This window comes from Streptomyces sp. NBC_01283 (genome assembly GCF_041435335.1).
In the GTDB taxonomy this organism is placed as follows: Bacteria; Actinomycetota; Actinomycetes; order Streptomycetales; family Streptomycetaceae; genus Streptomyces.
Genome location: NZ_CP108430.1, coordinates 4,659,069 through 4,682,437, shown reverse-complemented (window position 1 = coordinate 4,682,437; position 23,369 = coordinate 4,659,069). Strand labels below are relative to the sequence as shown.

Below are 23,369 nucleotides of genomic sequence, written 5' to 3'. Positions count from 1 at the left end.
GCACGGCTCGGTGGACAGGCCTGTGAACAAGCACTCAACCTACTCCAGAAACCCACCCTGACCTGCAGCTTTCGCATCCACCGGCTGTGCAGAAGAAAAACTTCCCCAGTCGGCCCAAGATCGCGCCGAACAGCGCCTCGAAGAGTGTCCGACTCGAGACCTAGTAAGGGTCTTAGATACATTGCATCTCTTACCTGTGGAAGATTAGATTGGTGTGCATGACACAGGCTCCCGCGGCGACCAAGGCCGCTCGGCGACAGCATGACCGAGAGATCATCGCCCTCGCCGTTCCCGCCTTCGGCGCACTTGTCGCCGAGCCTCTCTTCGTGATGGCCGACAGCGCCATCGTGGGCCACCTCGGCACCGCGCAACTGGCCGGACTCGGCGTGGCCTCGGCGCTCCTCACCACCGCCGTGAGCGTCTTCGTCTTCCTCGCCTACGCGACCACGGCAGCCGTCGCCCGCCGGGTGGGCGCCGGAGATCTCCAGGCCGCCATCCGTCAGGGCATGGACGGCATCTGGCTGGCCCTCCTGCTCGGTGCCGCCGTCATCGCCGTCGTCCTGCCCGCCGCACCCGCGATCGTGGAGCTCTTCGGCGCATCGAACACCGCAGCCCCGTACGCGATCACATATCTGCGCATCTCCTCGCTCGGCATCCCCGCCATGCTCGTCGTACTCGCCTCCACCGGTGTCCTGCGCGGACTGCAGGACACGAAGACCCCGCTGTACGTGGCGATCGGCGGCTTCGTCGCCAACGGCGTCCTGAACGTGGCCCTCGTCTACGGCGCCGGCCTGGGCATCGCCGGTTCCGCCTGGGGCACCGTCATCGCCCAGTGCGCGATGGCCGCCGTGTACCTCTTCGTCGTCGTCCGCGGAGCCAAGCGCCACGGCGCCTCCCTGCGCCCCGACGCCGCCGGCATCAGGGCCTGCGCCCAAGCGGGCGCCCCGCTTCTCGTCCGTACGCTCTCGCTGCGGGCGATCCTGATGATCGCGACCGCGGTGGCGGCCCGCCTCGGCGACGCCGATGTGGCCGCCCACCAGATCATCCTGTCCCTGTGGAGCCTGCTGGCCTTCGCCCTCGACGCCATCGCCATCGCCGGCCAGGCGATCATCGGCCGCTACCTGGGCGCGAACGATCCCCAGGGCGCCCGCGACGTCTGCCGCCGCATGGTGCAGTGGGGCATCGCCTCGGGGGTCGTGCTCGGCGTGCTGGTCGTCCTGGCCAGGCCGCTGTTCATCCCGCTCTTCTCCAGCGACTCCGTCGTCCAGGACGCGGCCCTGCCCGCACTTGTGGTGGTGGCCATCTCGCAGCCGATCTGCGGCATCGTCTACGTCCTCGACGGCGTCCTGATGGGAGCGGGAGACGGCCCGTATCTGGCCTGGGCGATGCTGGTCACACTGGCGGTCTTCGCTCCGGTGGCGCTCCTCGTGCCCACCCTGGGTGGCGGACTGACCGCCGTCTGGGCAGCGATGGCCCTGATGATGGCGGTCCGCATGGTGACCCTCTGGCTGCGCACACGCTCCGGCCACTGGATCGTCACCGGCGCCACCCGCTGACCCTGACGAGCTGATCGCCACCCGGCTGTTTCACGTGAAACAGCGTCCATGAAACAGCCCGTGAAACACGTTGGGCCGCACCCTGAGGGTGCGGCCCAACGGTTGCTTCAGCCCTGCCAAGCGCAGTGCTTAGGCGGAGACGACCTCGATGTTGACCTGAGCGGCAACCTCGGGGTGCAGACGCACGGACGTCGCGTGGGCGCCCAGCGTCTTGATCGGCGAGCCCAGCTCGACACGACGCTTGTCGATCTTCGGACCACCAGCGGCCTCGATCGCCGAAGCGACGTCAGCCGGGGTGACGGAACCGAAGAGACGACCGGCGTCGCCGGAGCGGACGGCCAGACGGACCTTGACGCCCTCGAGCTTGGCCTTGACCTCGTTGGCCTGCTCGATGGTCGCGATCTCGTGGATCTTGCGAGCACGACGGATCTGCTCGACGTCCTTCTCGCCACCCTTGGTCCAGCGGATCGCAAAGCTCCGCGGGATCAGGTAGTTGCGGGCGTAGCCGTCCTTGACGTCTACGACCTCGCCGGCGGCACCGAGGCCGGAGACCTCGTGGGTGAGGATGATCTTCATTTGTCGGTCACCCTTCCCTTATCGCGCGGTGGACGTGTAGGGCAGCAGCGCCATCTCACGGCTGTTCTTCACGGCCGTGGCGACGTCACGCTGGTGCTGCGTGCAGTTGCCGGTCACGCGGCGGGCACGGATCTTGCCGCGGTCGGAAATGAACTTCCGCAGCATGTTCGTGTCCTTGTAGTCCACGTACGTGACCTTGTCCTTGCAGAATGCGCAGACCTTCTTCTTAGGCTTGCGCACAGGCGGCTTCGCCATGTGTTCTCTCCTGTTTGATCAAGAAGTGTGGGAACGGCCCACCCTTGGCCTGAGGCCTAGAAGGGGGGCTCGTCCGAGTAGCCGCCGCCAGAGCCGCCGGAGCCACCGGAGCTTCCGCCCCAGCCACCGCCGCCGCCCTGCTGCTGGCCGCCGCCGGCCGGCGCACCGGTCGCCCAGGGGTCGTCGGCGGGAGCACCGCCGCCACCCTGAGGCTGACCGCCACCGGAGCCGCCGCCCCAGTTGCCGCCGCCCTGCTGGCCGCCGCCACCGCCGCCGAATCCGCCACCCTGGCCACCGCGACCGGTGGTCTTGGTGACCTTGGCCGTGGCGTTCTTCAAGCTGGCGCCGACTTCCTCGACGTCCAGCTCGTAGACCGTGCGCTTGATGCCCTCACGGTCCTCGTAGGACCGCTGCTTCAACCGGCCCTGCACGACGACGCGCATGCCTCGCTGAAGCGACTCCGCGACGTTCTCCGCCGCCTGACGCCAGACCGAGCAGGTGAGGAAGAGGCTTTCGCCGTCCTTCCACTCATTGGTCTGGCGGTCGAAGGTGCGGGGAGTGGACGCGACACGGAACTTCGCGACCGCCGCACCGGAGGGGGTGAAGCGCAGCTCGGGGTCGTCGACAAGATTGCCGACGACCGTGATGACGGTCTCGCCTGCCATGGGGGAACCTCTCGGCGGGTTTGCTGCTGGCTGCTTTTGCTGCTGCTACTCGGATCCCGAGTACCGCTGAGCTAGGAAGCTCAGTGGGTCTCGGGACGGAGGACCTTGGTCCGGAGGACCGACTCGTTCAGGTTCATCTGGCGGTCGAGCTCCTTGACGACCGCAGGCTCGGCCTGCAGGTCGATGACCGAGTAGATGCCCTCGGGCTTCTTCTTGATCTCGTACGAGAGACGACGACGGCCCCAGGTGTCGACCTTCTCGACCTTTCCGTTGCCCTCACGGACGACGGAGAGGAAGTTCTCGATCAACGGGGAGACAGCGCGCTCCTCGAGATCGGGGTCGAGGATGACCATCACTTCGTAGTGACGCATGTGGAACCCACCTCCTTTGGACTCAGCGGCCACGGTCGTTCCGTGGCAGGAGGGTCGTGATGCGTACGCAACGGTATCGGCAGCCACTGACAATCGGGCTTCCCGGTCGTTGAACCGATCGGGAGTCCCTGCCATGGCCTGGGCAGACACCGGTGCAGACGGTACACACTACCCGCACCTGGGCTTCCGGTTGAAATCCGGCGGGCGACGGGCAGAATCTGTACACATCGGGTGTGTATGGCGCTACGATGCGCCGCCTTCCGCAGGAGGTGCCTTATGGCACAGGTATTGCGACCGAACACCGCTGGTTCTCTCTTCGCCACGGACGGCAAGGCCCATCCCATGCAGGACACGCTCCTCGGCGTGACCCTAGTCCTGGGTGCGATCGCCTTCGTCACGGCGATGTTCCACAACCTCCACCTGCTCAGCTCCTGGGCCGGCCTGGCCGGGATCGCCACGGGTGCGTGGGGACAGTTCATCTCCGAGACGACCCGCGAACGCTTCGGCCTGATTCTCGGCCTCGGTGCATCAGCGGTCGGATTCTTCCTGGGTATGGCCCATGGCGGACTCTTCGGCGGGCTTTGGTAGCCGCCCCTCGACGCCCCCGGCGGGCATAGGCCGGGGGCCAAGGTTCCGTACGCCCAGACGGGGCGCTCTCGGGGCACAGTAGGCTTCGGCGCGAGAGCCGGAGCCCTTGTACCCATGGGGACACACCAGCCCGAGGAGCGCCCCGAATGAGTCTGACCCTGAGGACCATCAGTCGCGAGCAGCATCTGGCGTATATCCAGAGCCTGCCGTCGGCGAGTCATTGCCAGGTCCCGGCATGGGCGGATGTGAAGAGTGAATGGCGTTCGGAGAACCTGGGCTGGTTCGACGACCGGACCGGCGAACTCGTCGGTGCGGGCCTGGTGCTCTACCGACAGCTGCCCAAGGTGAAGCGTTACCTCGCTTACCTTCCCGAGGGCCCGGTCATCAATTGGTACGCACCGAACCTGGACGACTGGCTGCAGCCGATGCTCGCGCATCTGAAGCGGCAGGGCGCCTTCTCCGTGAAGATGGGCCCGCCGGTCGTCATCCGGCGCTGGGGCGCTCCCGCGATCAAGTCGGGCATCCAGAACCCTGACGTGAAGCGACTGCGGGACGTCGAGGCCTCGCACATCGAGCCGCGTGCCTTCGAGGTCTCCGACCGGCTGCGGAAGATGGGCTGGCAGCAGGGCGAGGACGGCGGCGCCGGCTTCGGTGACGTACAGCCGCGTTATGTCTTCCAGGTTCCGCTGGCCAACCGCTCCCTGGACGAAGTCCTCAAGGGCTTCAACCAGCTGTGGCGACGCAATATCAAGAAGGCCGAGAAGGCCGGCGTCGAGGTCGTCCAGGGCGGTTACGAGGACCTCGCCGAATGGCAGCGCCTTTACGAGATCACCGCGATCCGCGACAAGTTCCGTCCGAGGCCGCTGGGTTACTTCCAGCAGATGTGGCGGGCCCTCAACTCCGAGGATCCCAACCGCATGCGGCTGTACTTCGCGCGGCACAACGGCGTGAACCTGTCCGCGGCGACCATGCTCGTCGTCGGCGGGCATGTCTGGTACTCCTACGGCGCTTCGGACAACATCGGCCGTGAGGTCAGGCCCTCGAACGCGATGCAGTGGCGGATGCTCCGGGACGCCTACGCGCTCGGCGCCACCGTCTATGACTTGCGGGGCATCTCCGACTCTCTGGACGAGACGGACCACCTCTTCGGACTGATTCAGTTCAAGGTGGGCACGGGTGGAGAGGCTGTCGAGTACATCGGCGAGTGGGACTTCCCGCTCAACAAGCTGCTCCACAAGGCGCTCGACATCTACATGTCGCGCCGCTGACCGCGCTGCCCGGGCACAATTCGCACCACCGCAAATAGTCTTCATACCTCTGATACACCGCAGCCACTAGAAAGGTTCCGGGATCCGGCCATGGCGCTCACGCTCTATGTCGACACCGCGCGCTGGCGGGCACACCACAAGCACGTGCTGGAGCAGTTTCCGGGAATCGTCCCGGTCTGCAAGGGCAACGGCTACGGCTTCGGTCACGAGCGCCTCGCGGAAGAAGCGACCCGCTTCGGCTCCGACGTCCTCGCCGTCGGCACCACGTACGAAGCCGCCCGGATCAAGGACTGGTTCAGCGGTGATCTGCTGGTCCTGACCCCGTTCCGGCGGGGCGAGGAGCCCGTGCCGCTGCCCGACCGCGTCATCCGCTCCGTATCGTCCCTGGACGGCGTACACGGCCTCGTGGGCGCCCGCGTCGTCATCGAGGTCATGTCCTCGATGAAGCGGCACGGCGTGAGCGAGCAGGAGCTCTCACAGCTGCACGCGGCCATCGAGGACGTACGGCTCGAGGGCTTCGCGATCCACCTGCCGCTGGACCGCACCGACGGCTCGGATGCCGTCGAGGAGGTCATCGGCTGGATGGACCGGCTGCGTGCCGCCCGTCTTCCACTGCACACGATGTTCGTCAGCCACCTCAAGGCGAACGAACTCGCCCGCCTGCAGCAGCAGTTCCCGCAGACGCGCTTCCGCGCCCGCATCGGCACGCATCTGTGGCTGGGTGACCACGAGGCCACCGAGTACCGCGGCGCCGTCCTGGACGTCACGCAGGTGGCCAAGGGCGACCGCTTCGGCTACCGCCAGCAGAAGGTCGCATCCGACGGCTGGCTGGTCGTCGTCGCGGGCGGCACCTCGCACGGCGTCGGCCTGGAGGCCCCGAAGGCACTGCACGGCATGGTGCCGCGGGCGAAGGGCGTGGCCCGCGCGGGCCTCGCGACCGTCAACCGCAACCTCTCGCCGTTCGTCTGGGGCGGCAAGCAGCGCTGGTTCGCGGAGCCGCCGCACATGCAGGTCTCCATCCTCTTCGTGCCCTCGGACGCACCCGAGCCGAAGGTGGGCGAGGAGCTGGTGGCCCACCTGCGGCACACCACCACGCAGTTCGACCGCATCGTCGACCGCTGATCGAGCGGGACCGACTCGGGCACGGCCACAGATTGAAGGGCCGGGAGCGACGCTTGTCGCTCCCGGCCCTTCAGCCGTTCCTTGCCGCCCCTGTGGCCAGGCCTGTTCGCTCAGGGTGAAACGTCGGTAGAGGTCGAGCCCCACCGCACCTGAGGCCTCTCTGTCGCGTGCACCGCATGCCGCGGCGGATGAGCCGCCTGACCGAGGACGAAAACGTCCTCCGCGCCGTCCAGGACGCCCCCTGAGGGGTCATCGTCACCGGACCGCCGTACCGGGTCCCTCTCCGGCATCAGGATGTCGCGTACGACCACGGCGCACAGGTACAGCGTCCCCAGCAGGTGGACCACGATGGCGAGTTGATACCCCTCGGTCGGCAGTCCCTTGTGGGCTTCTCCGCTTGTCGTGTACGCGAGGTACAGCCAGATCCCCAGGAAGTACGCGACCTCGCACGCCTGCCAGATCAAGAAGTCACGCCAGCGCGGCCGGGCCAGCGCGGCGAGGGGGATCAGCCACAGTACGTACTGCGGCGAGTAGACCTTGTTGGTGAGGATGAACGCGGCGACCACCAGGAAGGCGAGCTGCGCGAAGCGCGGGCGGCGCGGCGCGGTCAGGCCCAGTGCGCCGATACCGAGGCAGGCAAGGAGCATCAGCGCCGTCGCCAGGGTGTTGACCGTGTCTGTGGACAGCGGGTCGTCCATGCGCTGCGAGAGGACCAGCCAGAACGAGCCGAAGTCGACGCCCCGCTCCTGGCTGAAGGTGTAGAACTTCGCCCAGCCCTCGCGGATGTGGAAGCCCGTCGCGTCGTGCGTGATCATCACGGGCAGGTTCACCACGAGCCAGGCACCGACCGCGGCCCCGGCCGTCACACAGAAAGCCCGCCAGCGCCCCGCCCGCCAGCACAGGATGAGCAGCGGGCCCAGGAGCAGCGCCGGATAGAGCTTCGCGGCAGTCGCCAGACCCAGCAGGACACCGGCGGCGAACTTCCCCCCGCGCGCCCACATCAGCATCGCGGCGGCCGTGAGAGCGACGGCGAAGAGGTCCCAGTTGATGGTGGCCGTCAACGCGAATGCGGGCGCCAGGGCGACCATCAGGCCGTCCCAAGGGCGGCGCCTGTGGGTGCGGGCGACGCAGACGGCGATGACCGCCGTACAGGCCATCAGCATCCCGGCATTGACCATCCAGTAGAACTTCTCCTGGTGCTGGATGCTGCCGCTGCCAGGTGTCAGCCAGGAGGCCACCTCCATGAACACACCGGTCAGCACCGGGTATTCGAGGTACTCCATGTCGCCGGGCAGCTTGTCGAAGTAGGGCACGAGCCCATCGGCGAAGCCACGCCCCTGGTAGAGGTGCGGGATGTCGGAGTAGCAGGCGTGCGTGTACTGCGAGCTCGCGCCCTGGAACCAGGCGCCGTCGTAACACGGCATCTTCTGCACCATGCCGAGCGCGAACATCCCGATGGCCACGAGCGCGATGACGCGTACGGGAGTCCACCATGTCGCCGCGTACAGCACTCTGCGGCCGATGGGTCCACCGATCAGCTCGCTGCCGGCCGCGGCGACCTCATCCTCCTTGGTCGGCCGTACGGGCTCGGGCTGCTGCGCACTAGTGGTCTTGTGCACGCTCGTGCGCGTCGTCTCTGCACTGGGCATGCCGCACATCCTGCCGTACGCACCTGAGAACGCGGCGAGGGCCGCCACACCGGTGCGGTGTGGCGGCCCTCGTCAGCGCTCGGCGGCGCATGTTTCACGTGAAACAGTGCGTTTCACGTGAAACGCACTCACGGGGAGCTCGGTCAGCCTGACGGGCCTCCGAAGATCCCGCCGTTGCCGTTGCCGTTATTTCCTCCGCCGCCCGTCGGTTCCTCCGTGGCCGGTGGCGACTCCCCGCCGGTGCTTCCATCGGTGGCGCCACCGTCCGCCTGGCCGCCGTTGTTGTTGCACTGCCAGTCCCAGTCGGCACAGGACTCACCGGGATCAGGGGTATCCGACGGACTCGGTGAGGGCCCGGTGTCCGAGGGGCTCGGCGAAGGAGACTTCTCCGGCTCCTCGGTCTTGGACGGAGTCGGGCTCGGGGTGGGCGGCGGGGTCTCACCGACGACCGAACCGATTGGCTTCGGCACCGGGAACGTCTCCACGGGCGCGCCCTTCAGGGCCTGCTCCATGTAGTCCCTCCAGATCTGCGCCGGGAACGAGGCACCGTGGATCTTCTTCTCGCCGCCCGTGCCGAACATCTCCAGGAACTCGCGCTTCTTGTTTCCTTCGTTGTCGTCGAGGCGGTACATGCTGATCGCGGTCGACAGCTGCGGGGTGTATCCCACGAACCAGGCGGACTTGTTGCCGTCGGTCGTACCGGTCTTGCCGGCCACCTGGCGGCCGCTCAGCTGGGCCGAGGTGCCCGTGCCCTTCTCGACGACGGTCCTGAGCACGTCGGTGACGTTGTCGGCCACCTCCTTGTCGAAGGCCCGCTTGGTCTGCGACTTGTGCTGCATGACGGTGTTGCCCTTGTACTCGACTTCCTTCACCGAGTACGGATCGTTCTGCTTACCGCTGGACGCGAAGGTGGAGTAAGCACCGGCCATGCGGATCGCGCTCGGAGAGGACGTACCGAGGGAGAAGGACGGGTAGTTGGCGCTGGCCAGACTGTTCTCCTTGAGGCCGGAGGCGATGGCCGCCTCCTTCACCTTGTCCAGACCGACGTCCATACCGAGCTGCACATAGGCCGAGTTGACCGACTCCCGCATCGCTTCACGCAGATCGATCTGATAGGTCGGCGGGTTGTAGTCCTGATCACCGTCGTTGGTCTGGAGCCACTCCTTGCCTTCCTTGTCCGTCCAGATACTTCCGTCGTAGTTCTGGATCTTGAGCTCGTTCTTGCCGCTGTAGAGGCTCTTGGGGTTGACGATCGTGCGCCGGTCCTCGCCCTGGTCCGGCGGCCCGTTCTTGTCGCGCGTTCCGTCCTTGAAAGCCGCCGCCAACACGAAGGGCTTGAACGTCGAGCCAACCTGCGCACCGGTCTGGTCGGCGTTGTTGGTGAAGTGCTTGGTCGCGTCCTCACCGCCGTAGATGGCCTCGATCGCCCCGTCCTTGGGATTCACGGACGCACCACCGAATTGAACGTGCTTGTCCTTGTCCGGGCGCAGATTGGGCTTGATCTTCGCCTTGCGGACCTTCTCCACGGACTTCTCGAGCTTGTTGACCTTCGACTTGTCGAAGGTCGTGTGGATCTCGTAGCCGCCCCGCTGGAGGTCGTTGGCCGTGATCTGGCCATCGCTGTTGTTGATCACATACGCCTTGGCCAGGTCGACCAGATAACCCACCTGCCCACCCAGCTGAGCGTTGGAGCGGGGGTTCTCCAGCTTCGGGAACTTCCGGTACTTGTTCCGGACCTCGGCGGTCAGGTGCCCGTCCTTGACCTCTTCGTCGAGGATCCAATTCCAGCGCTTGGTGGCACGCGCGCGGTTGGCCTGCGGCGAGGCGGCAGGGTCGACCTCGGGGTAACCCGCCGGGTCGTAGTACGTGGCGCCCTTGAGGACCGTCGCCAGGAGCGCGCACTGGCTGGGGTTCAGGTCGGCGGCGTCCTTGCCGAAGTAGGCACGGGCGGCGGCCTGGATGCCGTAGGCCCCGCGGCCGTAGTAGGCGGTGTTGAGATACCCCGCCATGATCTTCTCTTTGGACTCGGTCCGGCCGACCTTTATGGAGATGAAGAGCTCTTTGAACTTACGCGTGAACGTCTGCGACTGGTCGCCCAGGCGCGCGTTCTTCACGTACTGCTGCGTGATGGTCGAGCCACCCTGGGTCTCCCCGCCCTTGGCCATGTTGACCAAGGCACGCGTGATGCCCATGGGGTCGACGCCCTTGTCGTCCTCGAACGTCTTGTTCTCGGCCGAGATGACGGCGGTCCGCATCTCCTTGGGGATCTTGTCGAAGTCGATGATCTGGCGGTTCGTCTCACCGCCGGTGGCGACCATCTGCTTGCCGTTGGCCCAGTAATAGACGTTGTTCTGCGCCTTGGCCGCTTCGTCGACCTTCGGCACCTCGACCAAGGCGTACGCGATCCCCGTGACCGCCATCAGGCTGCCGAGGAAGCCGACGAACAGGCCGGTGACGAGGCGCCAGGACGGAACCCAGCGGCGCAGGCCGTCCTTGTTCGCACGCGGGTAGTCGATGAACCGCTTCTTGCGGGGCTCATGGCCGCCGCGGCCCCGGCCGCGGCCGGGCCCGTTCGGGCCGCCGCCGCCACGTCGGCCGCCGCCCCCGGCGCCTCCGCGCCCGGCTCCGGCCCCGTCGGCCGCTCTGCGGCGGCCTCCGCCCGCGCCGGCAGCGCCACTCCGCTGCGCGGCACGCCGGGCTTCCGCACGGCCGCCGTAAGAACGGTCCCCGTCATCAGGGGCCCCCGCTCCATGCGAGCCGGTTGAGGAACTGGGCGATCCAGTGGCTCCACGCGGTGCCGCGCGGCGACCCGACGACGGGCCTTGGACGCCGCGTCTGGCCGCGGCGCGTCCGCCGCCCTGCGGCTGCGGCGGTTTGCGACGGTGCTCGCTCATCGAACGATTACTCCTCGGGCAGGCGCAGGTATCCGCGCCTGGAAACGGCGGCTGGTTTCCGGTCCCCCCGAAGTACGGATGCGCCCATCCCCGCGCTCACCCGCACTACACCAGGGTCAACGACGCCCTCACGCGTCACTTGGTTCCCGGCGGTCTGCATGGCGCACAGACTACGCACCGTCAAAACCCTCTTAGGACCGAAGTTCACCCCAAATCAGGCAAGTTACTTCCTACGAATCGGTGATGTGACGCCGTTCACCGTTTCCCCTCTTGTCTCAACAGTCGGGCCGTTCTATCGTCTCGATGTATCGAGTCGATACATCAGCTCGGCATAAAGACCGTGTCGACAGACGCTGGCAGACGGGAGGCGAAGATGAGCAGACGCTCCGGCATCCTCGAGTTCGCCGTGCTCGGCCTGCTGCGCGAGTCCCCGATGCACGGCTATGAGCTGCGGAAACGACTCAATACTTCGCTCGGAGTGTTCCGCGCCTTCAGCTACGGGACGCTCTACCCGTGCCTCAAGACGCTGGTAGCCAACGGCTGGTTGATCGAGGAATCGGGCGGCACCCCCGAGGAGGCCCTCGCGGCTCCCCTCTCCGGGCGCCGCGCCAAGATCGTCTATCGGCTGACGGCGGAAGGTAAGGAGCACTTCGAGGAGCTGCTCTCACAGACCGGCCCCGACGCGTACGAGGACGAACACTTCGCCGCCCGCTTCGCCTTCTTCGGGCAGACCTCGCGGGACGTACGCATGCGGGTGCTCGAGGGGCGTCGCAGCCGCCTCGAGGAGCGTCTGGAGAAGATGCGCGCCTCCCTGGCCCGTACCCGGGAGCGCCTGGACGATTACACGCTTGAGCTGCAGCGGCACGGAATGGAGTCCGTGGAGCGCGAAGTGCGCTGGCTGAACGAGCTCATCGAGAGCGAGCGCGCGGGGCGGGGCCAGCAACGGCCCGCCCCGGACGGCTCCGCTCAGCACGACAGCACATCTGGGGAGTCGGGCGGCCTGCCCCGGCGGCGGGACGACAACCCGCCGCCGGATCCGTCCGATGACACCGCCAAGTGAGGCCCCGCGGTCCGCAGGGTCTCATCCGGAATACACAGATCACACAGGGAGCAACCGGAATGGGTTCGGTTCGCGTAGCCATCGTCGGCGTGGGCAACTGCGCCGCCTCGCTGGTCCAGGGCGTCGAGTACTACAAGGACGCAGACCCGGACGCCAAGGTCCCGGGCCTGATGCACGTCCAGTTCGGCGGGTACCACGTCGGCGATGTCGAGTTCGTCGCCGCCTTCGACGTGGACGCCAAGAAGGTCGGGCTCGACCTCTCCGACGCCATCGGCGCCAGCGAGAACAACACCATCAAGATCTGCGACGTCCCGAACAAGGGCGTCACCGTCCAGCGCGGCCACACACACGACGGTCTGGGCAAGTACTACCGCGAGACGATCGAGGAGTCCGCCGAGGCCCCCGTCGACGTCGTCCAGGTCCTCAAGGACAAGCAGGTCGACGTCCTCGTCTGCTACCTGCCCGTGGGTTCCGAGGTCGCCGCGAAGTTCTACGCGCAGTGCGCCATCGACGCCAAGGTCGCGTTCGTCAACGCCCTCCCGGTCTTCATCGCCGGCACCAAGGAGTGGGCCGACAAGTTCACCGAGGCAGGCGTCCCGATCGTCGGCGACGACATCAAGTCGCAGGTCGGCGCCACCATCACGCACCGCGTGATGGCGAAGCTGTTCGAGGACCGCGGTGTCCGCCTTGAGCGCACGATGCAGCTCAACGTCGGCGGCAACATGGACTTCAAGAACATGCTCGAGCGGGACCGCCTCGAGTCGAAGAAGATCTCGAAGACGCAGGCCGTCACCTCGCAGATCCGCGACCGCGAGCTGGGCGAGGACAACGTCCACATCGGCCCGTCGGACTACGTCGCGTGGCTCGACGACCGCAAGTGGGCGTACGTCCGCCTTGAGGGCCGCGCCTTCGGCGACGTCCCGCTGAACCTGGAGTACAAGCTCGAGGTGTGGGACTCCCCGAACTCGGCCGGTGTCATCATCGACGCCCTGCGCGCCGCGAAGATCGCCAAGGACCGTGGCATCGGCGGCCCGATCCTCTCCGCGTCCTCGTACTTCATGAAGTCCCCGCCGGTGCAGTACTTCGACGACGAGGCGTACGACAACGTCGAGAAGTTCATCAAGGGCGAGGTCGAGCGCTAAAGCTCGTCCCTTGAACAGCTGTTGAGGGTCCCCGGGTATTCCGCCCGGGGACCCTCCTCGTATGTGAGGCTGGGGATCATGGCTGTCGTCGGTGACCTGCGCGTACTGCTGCGCCTGCGGGATTTCCGGCGCCTGCTCGCCGTGCGGCTGATCTCCCAGGGCGCGGACGGCGTCTATCAGGTGGCCCTCGCCACGTATGTCGTCTTCTCACCGGAGAAGCAGGCCTCCGCGGGCGCGATCGCCTCCGCGATGGCGGTGCTGCTCCTGCCGTACTCCCTGATCGGCCCCTTCGCCGGCGTCCTCCTCGACCGCTGGCCACGCCGTCAGGTTTTTCTGTACGGCAATCTGCTGCGGGCCTCTCTTGCCTCGGTGACCGCGCTGCTGATCCTGGGCGGCGTGCCGGACTGGCTCTTCTACGCCTCCGCGCTCTGCGTCACGGCCGTCAACCGCTTCGTCCTCGCCGGTCTCTCCGCGGCGCTGCCGCGCGTGGTCGATGCCGAGCGCCTGGTGATGGCCAACTCCCTCTCGCCGACCGCGGGGACGCTGGCCGCCACCGTGGGCGGCGGGCTCGCGTTCGCCGTGCGCCTGGTGGGTTCCGACTCGGATGCGGTGGTCGTGCTGCTCGGGGCCACCCTGTACCTCTGCGCGGCGCTCGCCTCGCTGCGGATGGCGCGTGAGCTCCTCGGACCGGACCCGGAGGTGGTGCAGCCGCGCCTCGTCGCGGCGCTCTCCGGTACGGCCCGGGACCTGATGGCCGGGGTGCGGCACCTGTCACAGCGCCGCCCCGCCGCCCGCGCGCTACTGGCGATGACGCTCATGCGGTTCTGCTACGGCGCCCTGTCAGTCATGGTCCTGATGCTCTGCCGGTATGCCTGGTCGTCGTCGGAGTCCGACGGGCTCGCCCTGCTCGGGCTGGCCGTGGGGGTCTCGGGAGCGGGCTTCTTCGCTGCGGCCGTGGTGACGCCCTGGGCGGTGAGCCAGCTGACGGCCGGCGGCTGGATCGTCGTCTGCGCGGGCGCCGCCGCGGTCCTGGAACCGGCGCTCGCTCTCCCCTTCACCCCTGCCCCGCTGCTCGTCGCCGCGTTCCTGCTGGGTCTGACGACGCAGGGAGCGAAGATCGCTACGGACACGGTGGTGCAGTCGGCGGTGGACGACCGCTTCCGTGGCCGGATCTTCTCGGTCTACGACGTCTTGTTCAACGTCGCTTTCGTCGGTGCGGCGGGAGTAGCGGCGCTGATGCTGCCGCCCGACGGCCGATCGGTGCCACTGGTGGTCACGGTGGCCGTTATCTACGCGGCGATTGCTGCCGCTATGGCCAAGTTTGACGCGCAGTAAGTGTTACATCAGTGACACAGAGCACCTCTGGGCTTCAGGGATGTCACTGCCTCCCTATAACTTACGGACGTCGTATCCGCGCCATCGCGCTTCCGTTCGAGGGGGACCCCCAAAGTGACTACTCCGCCCCAGGGCCAGAATCCGTACGGCCAGGGCACGCAGCCGTACCCCGGCCAGCCGGGACAGCCCGGCCAGCCCGGCGTTCCGCAGCAGCCCTACCCGCCGTACAACCAGGGAGCGCCGATTCCTCCTCCGGCCGCTCCGAGTGGCGGACGGAAGGTCAGCAAGCTGGTCCTGCGCATCGGTGCCGTCATCGTCATCGGCATCGTCATAGCTGTCGTCAAGTGGCAGCTGGGCAAGAGCGACGCTGAGACCACCGCTGTCGGCGACTGCCTGCACAACAAGGGCTCGCAGTCGCAGCCGGACCTGAAGAACACCGACTGCTCTTCGAGCGACGCCGAGTTCAAGGTCATCGAGAAGTTCGACGGCACGAGCAGCGTCAGCAAGTGCGAAACGGTCAAGGGGACCGAGGTCTCCTACTACCAGACCGGTGGCAGCCACGACGTGGTGCTCTGCCTGAAGAGCGCCAAGTAAGACGTACGCGAAGGGGCACTGTTTCACGTGAAACAGTGCCCCTTCGCATGTCTTCGCCTGTCCGGCGCCGAGCGATGTTTCACGTGAAACATCGCTCGGCGCCTCAGCTCACTCCTGCGCGGCCCACCACTCCTTGAGCGCCGCGATCGCCGCGTCCCGCTCCATCGGCCCGTTCTCCAACCGCAGCTCGAGCAGGAACTTGTAGGCCTGGCCGATCACCGGGCCCGGCCGCACGTCCAGGATCTCCATGATCTCGTTCCCGTCCAGGTCGGGGCGGATCGAGTCCAGCTCCTCCTGCTCCTGAAGCCGCTCGATGCGCTCCTCAAGACCGTCATACGCACGCGACAGCGCATTCGCCTTGCGCTTGTTGCGCGTCGTGCAGTCGGACCGGGTCAGCTTGTGCAACCGACTGAGGAGCGGGCCCGCGTCGCGCACGTAGCGGCGTACGGCCGAGTCCGTCCACTCGCCCGTCCCGTAGCCGTGGAAGCGCAGGTGCAGCTCCACCAGGCGCGAGACGTCCTTCACGAGCTCGTTCGAGTACTTGAGCTCCACCATGCGCTTCTTGGTCATCTTGGCGCCCACCACCTCGTGGTGGTGGAAGGAGACCCGGCCGTCGTCCTCGAAGCGGCGCGTCCGCGGCTTCCCGATGTCGTGAAGGAGCGCCGCGAGCCGCAGCGTCAGGTCAGGGCCGTCCTCCTCCAGCGCCATCGCCTGCTCAAGAACGATCAGCGTGTGGTCGTAGACGTCCTTGTGGCGGTGGTGCTCGTCACGTTCCAGACGCAGCGCCGGAAGCTCGGGCAGCACCCGGTCGGCGATGCCTGTGTCGACAAGTAGAGCCAGTCCCTTCGCCGGGTGCGGCGAGAGGATCAGCTTGTTCAGTTCGTCACGGACACGCTCCGCGGAGACGATGTCGATGCGCTCGGCCATCGACTTCATCGCGGCGACGACCTCCGGAGCCACCTCGAAGTCCAGCTGCGCGGCGAACCGCGCGGCCCGCATCATCCGCAGCGGGTCGTCGGAGAAGGAGTCCTCCGGGGCGCCAGGGGTACGCAGGACGCGCTCCGCGAGGTCCTCGAGCCCTCCGTGCGGGTCGACGAACTCCTTCTCCGGGAGAGCGACAGCCATCGCGTTGACGGTGAAGTCACGGCGTACGAGGTCTTCCTCGATGGAGTCGCCGTACGACACCTCGGGCTTGCGCGAGGTCCTGTCGTACGCCTCGGACCGATATGTCGTGACTTCGATCTGATAGCCGTCCTTCTGGCTCCCGACCGTGCCGAAGGCGATCCCGACCTCCCACACCGAGTCCGCCCACGGCCTGACGATCTTCAGTACGTCCTCGGGACGGGCATCGGTCGTGAAGTCCAGGTCATTGCCGAGCCGGCCAAGGAGCGCGTCTCTGACCGACCCACCGACCAGGGCGAGGGAGAACCCGGCCTCCTGGAAACGGCGGGCAAGGTCGTCCGCGACAGGGGACACCCGCAGCAGTTCGCTGACCGCGCGGCGCTGCACCTGGCTCAGTGCGCTGGGATTTTCTTCATTGGCGTTCGGCACAACAGAAAAGGGTACGTGCCCCGGACGCCCCCAGCCGCCCCGTTTTCGGCGGGCCCCCGGGGCCGCGCGCCCCTCCCCGGCCAGGTCTTCCGATCATGTGGAGCAGTCCGCGGCACTTCGCCACAGCGCACCTCGTTACCATGCGTGGACGCACAACCGACGACCACTGACGACAACGAGGACGGGCAACGCGTGGCCGAGGCGGCAGACTTCCCGGGGACCAGTCCCTCACCTGCCCGCCGGTGGCTGCGGCGTACGGCAGCGTTGCTGGCTGGAGCCCCCTTGCTGGCCGGCATGCTGCAGCTGTCGGCCGAGCCGACAGCGCACGCCGCGGCGCCGAGCGCGCCGGCAGACGCCACCGGTTCGAACACCGTCGACGTCTCGCTCAACAAACTCACACCGACCGCCCCGACGGACGGAGACACGCTCACCGTCTCCGGCACCGTCACCAACGAGGGCAAGCAGCCGGTGACAGGGGCCCAGGTCGGGCTGCGCCTGGGCCCTGTCCTCAACGGCCGGAGCCAGATCGACTCCGCCGCCAAGCGCACCGACTACCGGCCGGGAGCCGACGGCACGGAGGTCGGCGGCAAGTACGTCAAGAAGTTCGCCAAGCTCGCCCCCGGCATCCGCCAGGACTTCAGCATCTCCGTCCCGGTCAAGGCCCTGGACCTCGGCGCCGACGGCGTCTACCAGCTGGGCGTCTCGCTCACGGGCCGGACCGCCGCCCAGCCGTGGTCCCAGGTGCTCGGCTTCGAGCGCACCTTCCTGCCCTGGCAGTCGGGCGCCACCGGCACGAAGACCAAGACGGCCTACCTGTGGCCGCTCATCTCCACCTCGCACCTCACGGCGGAGACCGGCTCGGACGAGCAGCAGACGCCCGTCTTCACGGACGACGACCTGGGCAAGGAGCTCGCCCCGGGTGGTCGCCTGGAGCAGATGCTGTCCCTGGGCCGCCAGCTCGATGTCACCTGGGTCATCGACCCCGACCTGCTGGCCTCGGTCGATCACATGACGCGGAGCTACCGGGTACAGACCGCCGACGGCAAGAGCACTACGGCGGGCAAGAACCAGGCGGTCGCCAAGGACTGGCTCAACAAGCTCGAGCAGACCGTGAAGGCCGAGAAGGACAAGAAGGTCGTGGCACTGCCCTTCGCCGATCCCGACCTGGCCTCCCTCGCCCACAACGGCAGTACCTTCACCGGTTCCCTGAGCCAGCTCAAGGACGCCACCGACGCGGGAGCGCTGGCCGTGGAGTCCATCCTCCACGTCAAGCCGCAGTCGGACTTCGCGTGGCCGGTGAACGGTGCCCTCGACCCGTCGATCGTCGATGTCTCCACCTCGGCGGGCGCCCACTCGGTGATCGCCAGGAGCGACAGCCTGCGTGACGGGAGCTCGCTGCCGTACACGCCCAATGCCGCCCGGCCCATCGGCGGCGGCACGACGGCCGTGGTGGCCGACGCACGGCTCTCGACCGCCTTCCAGGGCGACATGACGGGGGCCGAGAGCTCCACGCTCGCCGTGCAGGAGTTCCTCGCCCAGAGCCTGATGGTCACGCTGCAGGATCCGGACAAGCAGCGCAGCATCGTCGTCGCCCCGCAGCGCATGCCGTCCGCCAGCCAGGCCCAGGCGATGGCGAAGGCGCTGACCGCCCTCTCCGACGAGCGCTGGTCGCAGCCGCAGGACCTGTCCGCGGCGGCGAAGGCCAAGCCGGACCCGAGGGCCACGACCCAGGTGCCGTCGGCCAGGTCCTACCCCGCGTCGCTGCGCAAGCAGGAGCTGCCGAAGGCGGCCTTCAAATCGATTCAGAACACCCAGAACAAGCTCAAGCGCTTCCAGACGATCCTCAGCGAGCCCGACCGCGTCATCACGCCCTTCGGGCGGGCCATAGACCGTGAGATGTCGACGTCCTGGCGGGGCAGGCCCGCCGAGGCGGCGACGTTCCGCCAGGGCGTCGAGCACTACCTGACCACGCTCGTCGAACAAGTGGCGCTGATCAAGAAGTCCGACGCGAAGCTCTCGGGGCGCAGCGCGACGATCCCCGTGACGGTGCAGAACAACCTGGTCCAGGGCGTCGACCACATGGTTCTGCGGCTGACATCGGAGAACCCCACACGTCTGAAGATCGGCGGCAAGGCCTACTCGGAACAGCAGGTCAAGGTTTCGGGCGGGCACGCCCAGTCGGTGAAGTTCACCACTACGGCCAATGCCAACGGTCCGGTCCCGGTCTACGCCCAGCTCTACACGGAGGACGGCCAGCCGTACGGCGAGGCGGTCCAGTTCGACGTGAACGTCACCGAGATCACCCTCACGGTGATGCTGGTCATCGCCGGCGGCGTGCTGCTCCTCGTGCTCGCCGGATTCCGGATGTACACCCAGCGCAAGCGGGCCGCCCGGCAGCAGGCCGAGGAGGGCCCGGAGGACGGACCCGACGGCGAGTCCGGCACGGAGCCGGGGGAGGACGACCCCGAGCAGCCGAGTGACCCGACACCGGACACCGCTCCGGAAAGCACCGACCCGTCGGACACGGGTGAGAGAGTGGACCGTTGAGCGATGTCGTGGCCGGTGGGCCCGGGGACGATGAGGTGGGGTAATCCATGAACGCGCCGTACGACGGTGACCGTGGCCAGGGCGCGGGCGGTTCCGGTCCCCCTGAGGACGGGCAGGTGCCACCCCAGCCCGCTCCGGACGTGTACCTCCAGGATGCCTACGACCAGGACCCCTACCGGGCACAGGACCTCGCCGCCCAGGACCCGGTGACCGAGGCGCTGTACGACCGCGCCGCGCACCCGCCGCCCCCGCCCGGCTACTACCAGGACACACAGCCGCTCTACGCCCAGCCGCCCTCCCCCCAGCACGCCCCGGACCCCCGCGTATGGGCGCAGACCCCGGCCCCCGAACCCGAAGGCCCGACCCGGCACCTCCCGTACGGCGACGACGCCCGTACGACGCAGTTCGTGGGCGTCGACGACCTGGTCACCCACTCCGGCGAGGAGCGCCACGAGCCGGATGCCTTCGCTCACCTCTTCCGGGACCAGCAGCCGGGCGGCTACCGCGAACAGCCCGGCGGCTACCAGCAGGGATACCAGCAGGACGGCTATCCCCAAGGCAATGGCTACCCGCAGGGCAACGGCTATCCCCAGGGCAACGACTACCAGCAGCAGGGCGGCCACCAGCCTCCCGAGCCGCCGATGGTCCCGGCCCCGGCAGCTCCCCCGGCCACCGCACCGGCCCCGAAGTCGGGCGGCGGCGGACGCGCGGCGAGCGTGCTGAAGTCGAGCGCGGTGATGGCCGCGGGCACGATGGTCTCCCGCCTCACCGGCTTCGTACGCACCATGGTGATCACCGCGGCCCTCGGCGCCGCGACACTCGGTGACGCCTGGACCGTCGCGTACACACTGCCGACGATGATCTACATCCTGACCGTCGGCGGCGGCCTCAACTCGGTTTTCGTGCCGCAGCTCGTGCGCGCCATGAAGGACGACAAGGACGGCGGCGAGGCCTACGCCAACCGTCTGCTGACCCTCGTCATGGTCGCGCTCGGCCTCATCGTCGCACTGGCCGTCTTCGCGGCGCCGCTGCTGATCAAGCTGATGTCGACCCCCATCGCGAACAACCCGCCGGCCAACAACGTCGCGGTCACCTTCGCCCGCTACTGCCTGCCCACCATCTTCTTCATGGGCGTGCACGTGGTGATGGGGCAGATCCTCAACGCCCGCGGGAAGTTCGGCGCGATGATGTGGACCCCGGTCCTCAACAACATCGTCATGATCTTCACGTTCGGTCTGTTCATCTGGGTCTACGGAACGTCCGGTGACTCGGGCATGCGGGTCGAGTCGATCCCCGCGGACGGCGTCCGCCTCCTGGGCATCGGCACCCTGCTCGGTCTCGTCGTCCAGGCCCTGGCGATGATCCCGTACCTGCGGGAGACGGGCTTCCGGTTCCGGCCGCGCTTCGACTGGAAGGGCCACGGTCTCGGCAAGGCGGTCAAGCTCGCCAAGTGGACGGTTCTCTTCGTCCTCGCCAACCAGGCCGGCGTGCTCGTCGTCACCCAGCTGGCCACCGCCGCGGGCAAAGCCTCCGGCAAGGACGGCACCGGCATCATGGCCTACTCCAACGCCCAGCTGATCTGGGGCATGCCGCAGGCCATCATCACCGTCTCCGTCATGGCGGCCATGCTGCCGCGCATCTCGCGGGCGGCCCACGACAACGACCCGGGCGCGGTCCGTGACGACATCTCGCAGGGGCTGCGCACCTCCGCGGTGGCGATCGTCCCGGTCGCCTTCGCGTTCGTCGCACTCGGCGTCCCGATGTGCACCCTGCTCTTCGCCTCCAGCGGCAGCCAGGCCGCCCAGTCCATGGGCTTCGTCCTGATGGCGTTCGGCCTGGGGCTGATCCCGTACTCGGTGCAGTACGTCGTCCTGCGCGGCTTCTACGCCTACGAGGACACCCGGACACCCTTCTACAACACGGTCATCGTGGCGGCCGTCAACGCGGCGGCCAGCGCCATCGCCTACGTCCTCCTGCCCGCCCAGTGGGCCGTCATCGGCATGGCCGCCTCGTACGGCCTCGCCTACGCGGTCGGCGTCGGTGTCGCCTGGCGCAGGCTGCGCAACCGCCTCGGCGGCGATCTGGACGGCACCCACGTCCTTCGTACCTACGCCCGGCTCTCCATGGCGTGCATCCCGGCGGCGATCCTCGGCGGCGCCGCCGGCTACGGAATCCTCAAGGCTCTGGGCGACGGCGCAGGCGGTTCTCTGATCGCTCTGGTGGTCGGTGGAATCATTCTCGGTGGCGTCTTCTTCGTCGCCGCCCGAAAAATGCGGATTGCAGAGCTCAATTCGATGGTCGGTATGGTGCGCGGCCGTCTCGGACGGTGAGATAGAGGGGTTCGCACAACCATCACCGGCCACCGCGTGTCGTGCATAGCGCCGGACTGTGGGCACAATTGGCTTTGGCGTCTGACAAAGCGCGATGGATGGGGAGGCAGGAACGACGGTGGCGGAACGGAGCACGGCTGCCGTCGACGTGGCAGACAACAGCGGCGATGAGCCGCTGACCGCGAAGGCGGACGAGGCCACGGCCGACGGGGTGGCCCAGACCCGGGAGCGGGAAACGGCAGAAGAAGGCGCAGCGGAGACCGATGAGCCCACGGGCACGGGGGCGGCATCACCTCCCGAGCTGCACAGCGGTCACAAGCTCGCCAGACGCTACCGACTCGAAGAGTGCGTCACCCGTCTGGACGGTTTCAGCAGTTGGCGTGCGGTGGACGAGAAGCTGCGCCGAGCAGTCGGCGTGCATCTGCTGCCCGCCGACCATCCGCGGGCACGATCGGTACTCGCCGCGGCCCGCTCGTCGGCGCTGCTCGGCGACCCCCGCTTCGTCCACGTCCTGGACGCCGTCGAGGAGAACGACCTTGTCTACGTGGTGCACGAGTGGCTGCCCGACGCCACGGAACTGACGGCGCTGCTCGCCGCAGGCCCTCTTGAGGCGCACGACGCGTATCAGCTCGTCAGCCAGGTCGCGCAGGCCATGGCTGCCGCCCACCGTGAGGGGCTCGCGCACCTGCGGCTGACCCCGAGCGCGGTACTCCGGACATCCTCCGGTCAGTACCGCATCCGCGGCCTCGCCGTGAACGCGGCGCTCCGCGGCATCAGTTCCGACACCCCGCAGCGCACGGACACCGAAGCGATCGGCGCGCTTCTGTACGCCTCGCTGACCCAGCGCTGGCCGTACGAGGACGACGCGTACGGCCTCTCCGGGCTGCCCAAGGGCGTCGGCCTGATCGCCCCCGACCAGGTGCGCGCAGGCGTGCACAGGGGCCTCTCCGAGCTCGCCATGCGCGCGCTCGTGAACGAGGGTGCGACGGCCTCCCGCCAGGAGCCGCCGTGCACGACGCCGGAGGAGCTGGTGAAGGCGATCGGTGAGATGCCGCGCATCCGCCCGCCGGAACCCGCGTTCACCGCGCCCCCCGAGTACCAGCGCACGACGTACCAGCAGGGCACCTACGGCCGCACCGCGCCCCGCCCCGGTGCCACGCAGCCGGTCCCGACCCCGCCGCCCCCGCTGCAGAGCCGTACGGGCAAGGCCCTCAAGTGGGCCGTGTCCGCACTGCTCATCGCGGCCCTGGGGCTCGGCAGCTGGCAGCTCGCGGACGCACTGATGGAACGGGGGAACGCGGACGACCCCGGTAGCGCGGACACCTCCGAGGACGGCGACAAGAACAAGCCGAAGTCCCTGGAGCCGATCAAGATCACGGGCGCCGAGGAGTACGTCCTCGAGGGCGAGGCGCAGGATCTTCCGGGCGTCTCCAAGACGTACGACGGCGACGACTCGACGTACTGGCGGAGCAACAGCTTCATAGGGGGCCCGAAGCTGGCCCCGTACAAGCCCGGTGTCGGCATCGTCTACGACCTCGGCAAGAAGCACGACGTGTCGGCCGTGTCACTCGGGCTCCGCTACGGCGGCGACCACACGACGGTCGAGTTGTACGCCGCGGACTCGATGTCCTCGTCGACGCCTCCGAGCTCGATGAAGAAGATCGGGACCGTGACGACCACGGGCCAGAGCGCGAAGATCAAGGCGAAGAAGCCGGTCGCGACGCGGTACGTGCTGGTCTGGCTCACCGACGTTCCGAAGTCTCCGCGTGACGAGTACAGCGGCGCGGGGTACAAGCAGGCCATCACGGATGTGAAGTTCGCAGGCTGAGGCCGAGGCTCACCGGGGGAGGGGGTTCGACGGTGGAC

At 67.9% G+C, this 23,369-nt stretch carries 18 protein-coding genes; 11 read left to right on the top strand and 7 right to left on the bottom strand.

Annotation, left to right across the window (positions count from 1 at the left end; genetic code table 11):
• Positions 1 to 218 precede the first annotated feature (218 nt).
• A complete protein-coding gene (locus OG302_RS21310; protein ID WP_371528225.1) occupies positions 219 to 1,556 on the top strand; it encodes an MATE family efflux transporter in 1,338 nt (445 codons plus the stop codon).
• 129 nt (positions 1,557 to 1,685) lie between these two features.
• Here the strand turns inward: OG302_RS21310 and rplI are convergent, their stop codons facing one another.
• The 4 genes from rplI to rpsF all read right to left on the bottom strand — a co-directional run bounded on the left by rplI (position 1,686) and on the right by rpsF (position 3,423).
• A complete protein-coding gene (rplI, locus tag OG302_RS21305; RefSeq protein ID WP_361828901.1) occupies positions 1,686 to 2,132 on the bottom strand; it encodes a 50S ribosomal protein L9 in 447 nt (148 codons plus the stop codon).
• Positions 2,133 to 2,150: 18 nt separating this feature from the next.
• Positions 2,151 to 2,387, bottom strand: a complete 237-nt coding sequence (gene rpsR / locus OG302_RS21300; RefSeq protein ID WP_003949403.1) for a 30S ribosomal protein S18 — start codon at positions 2,385 to 2,387, stop codon at positions 2,151 to 2,153.
• A 56-nt stretch (positions 2,388 to 2,443) separates the two neighbouring features.
• Positions 2,444 to 3,052 carry a single-stranded DNA-binding protein gene (locus tag OG302_RS21295; RefSeq protein ID WP_371528224.1) on the bottom strand — a complete coding sequence of 203 codons (609 nt, stop codon included), beginning with the start codon at positions 3,050 to 3,052 and terminating at the stop codon, positions 2,444 to 2,446.
• Positions 3,053 to 3,132: 80 nt separating this feature from the next.
• Entirely contained in the window at positions 3,133 to 3,423 is a 291-nt protein-coding gene (gene rpsF, locus OG302_RS21290) for a 30S ribosomal protein S6 (RefSeq protein WP_006604399.1), read from the bottom strand.
• Between the two features lie 276 nt (positions 3,424 to 3,699).
• Here rpsF and OG302_RS21285 point away from each other — a divergent pair, with 276 nt between their 5' ends.
• From OG302_RS21285 to OG302_RS21275, 3 genes are all read left to right on the top strand, one after another.
• Positions 3,700 to 4,011 (top strand): hypothetical protein, encoded by a 312-nt coding sequence (locus OG302_RS21285; RefSeq protein ID WP_371528223.1) that lies wholly within the window; start codon positions 3,700 to 3,702, stop codon positions 4,009 to 4,011.
• 146 nt (positions 4,012 to 4,157) lie between these two features.
• Entirely contained in the window at positions 4,158 to 5,279 is a 1,122-nt protein-coding gene (locus tag OG302_RS21280; RefSeq protein ID WP_371528222.1) for a lipid II:glycine glycyltransferase FemX, read from the top strand.
• Between the two features lie 90 nt (positions 5,280 to 5,369).
• Positions 5,370 to 6,401: an alanine racemase gene (locus tag OG302_RS21275; protein WP_190082970.1), complete on the top strand. Its 1,032-nt coding sequence runs from the start codon at positions 5,370 to 5,372 to the stop codon at positions 6,399 to 6,401.
• A 110-nt stretch (positions 6,402 to 6,511) separates the two neighbouring features.
• Here OG302_RS21275 and OG302_RS21270 read toward each other — a convergent pair whose 3' ends face one another.
• Together OG302_RS21270 and OG302_RS21265 are read right to left on the bottom strand one after the other, a co-directional pair.
• Positions 6,512 to 8,059 (bottom strand): glycosyltransferase family 87 protein, encoded by a 1,548-nt coding sequence (locus tag OG302_RS21270; RefSeq protein ID WP_371528221.1) that lies wholly within the window; start codon positions 8,057 to 8,059, stop codon positions 6,512 to 6,514.
• A gap of 134 nt (positions 8,060 to 8,193) precedes the next feature.
• A complete protein-coding gene (locus OG302_RS21265; RefSeq protein ID WP_371528220.1) occupies positions 8,194 to 10,944 on the bottom strand; it encodes a transglycosylase domain-containing protein in 2,751 nt (916 codons plus the stop codon).
• A gap of 373 nt (positions 10,945 to 11,317) precedes the next feature.
• Between OG302_RS21265 and OG302_RS21260 the strand changes: the two genes are divergently transcribed.
• The 4 genes from OG302_RS21260 to OG302_RS21245 all read left to right on the top strand — a co-directional run bounded on the left by OG302_RS21260 (position 11,318) and on the right by OG302_RS21245 (position 15,075).
• Entirely contained in the window at positions 11,318 to 12,004 is a 687-nt protein-coding gene (locus OG302_RS21260) for a PadR family transcriptional regulator (protein WP_371528219.1), read from the top strand.
• Positions 12,005 to 12,063: 59 nt separating this feature from the next.
• Positions 12,064 to 13,146, top strand: a complete 1,083-nt coding sequence (locus OG302_RS21255) for an inositol-3-phosphate synthase (protein ID WP_371528218.1) — start codon at positions 12,064 to 12,066, stop codon at positions 13,144 to 13,146.
• A gap of 78 nt (positions 13,147 to 13,224) precedes the next feature.
• Positions 13,225 to 14,481, top strand: a complete 1,257-nt coding sequence (locus tag OG302_RS21250; protein ID WP_371528217.1) for an MFS transporter — start codon at positions 13,225 to 13,227, stop codon at positions 14,479 to 14,481.
• Positions 14,482 to 14,595: 114 nt separating this feature from the next.
• A complete protein-coding gene (locus tag OG302_RS21245; protein WP_371528216.1) occupies positions 14,596 to 15,075 on the top strand; it encodes a hypothetical protein in 480 nt (159 codons plus the stop codon).
• 108 nt (positions 15,076 to 15,183) lie between these two features.
• On the opposite strand, the gene OG302_RS21240 is transcribed toward OG302_RS21245, so the two are convergent.
• The gene (locus tag OG302_RS21240; RefSeq protein ID WP_371528215.1) at positions 15,184 to 16,626 is read right to left on the bottom strand and encodes a CCA tRNA nucleotidyltransferase; all 1,443 of its coding nucleotides are present in this window, start codon (positions 16,624 to 16,626) and stop codon (positions 15,184 to 15,186) included.
• Positions 16,627 to 16,818: 192 nt separating this feature from the next.
• Here OG302_RS21240 and OG302_RS21235 point away from each other — a divergent pair, with 192 nt between their 5' ends.
• The 3 genes from OG302_RS21235 (at position 16,819) to OG302_RS21225 (ending at position 23,331) form a co-directional block, all read left to right on the top strand.
• Positions 16,819 to 19,173 (top strand): DUF6049 family protein, encoded by a 2,355-nt coding sequence (locus OG302_RS21235; protein ID WP_371750184.1) that lies wholly within the window; start codon positions 16,819 to 16,821, stop codon positions 19,171 to 19,173.
• Positions 19,174 to 19,220: 47 nt separating this feature from the next.
• A complete protein-coding gene (murJ, locus tag OG302_RS21230) occupies positions 19,221 to 21,503 on the top strand; it encodes a murein biosynthesis integral membrane protein MurJ (protein ID WP_371528214.1) in 2,283 nt (760 codons plus the stop codon).
• Between the two features lie 118 nt (positions 21,504 to 21,621).
• Entirely contained in the window at positions 21,622 to 23,331 is a 1,710-nt protein-coding gene (locus OG302_RS21225; protein WP_371528213.1) for a protein kinase family protein, read from the top strand.
• Positions 23,332 to 23,369 lie beyond the last annotated feature (38 nt).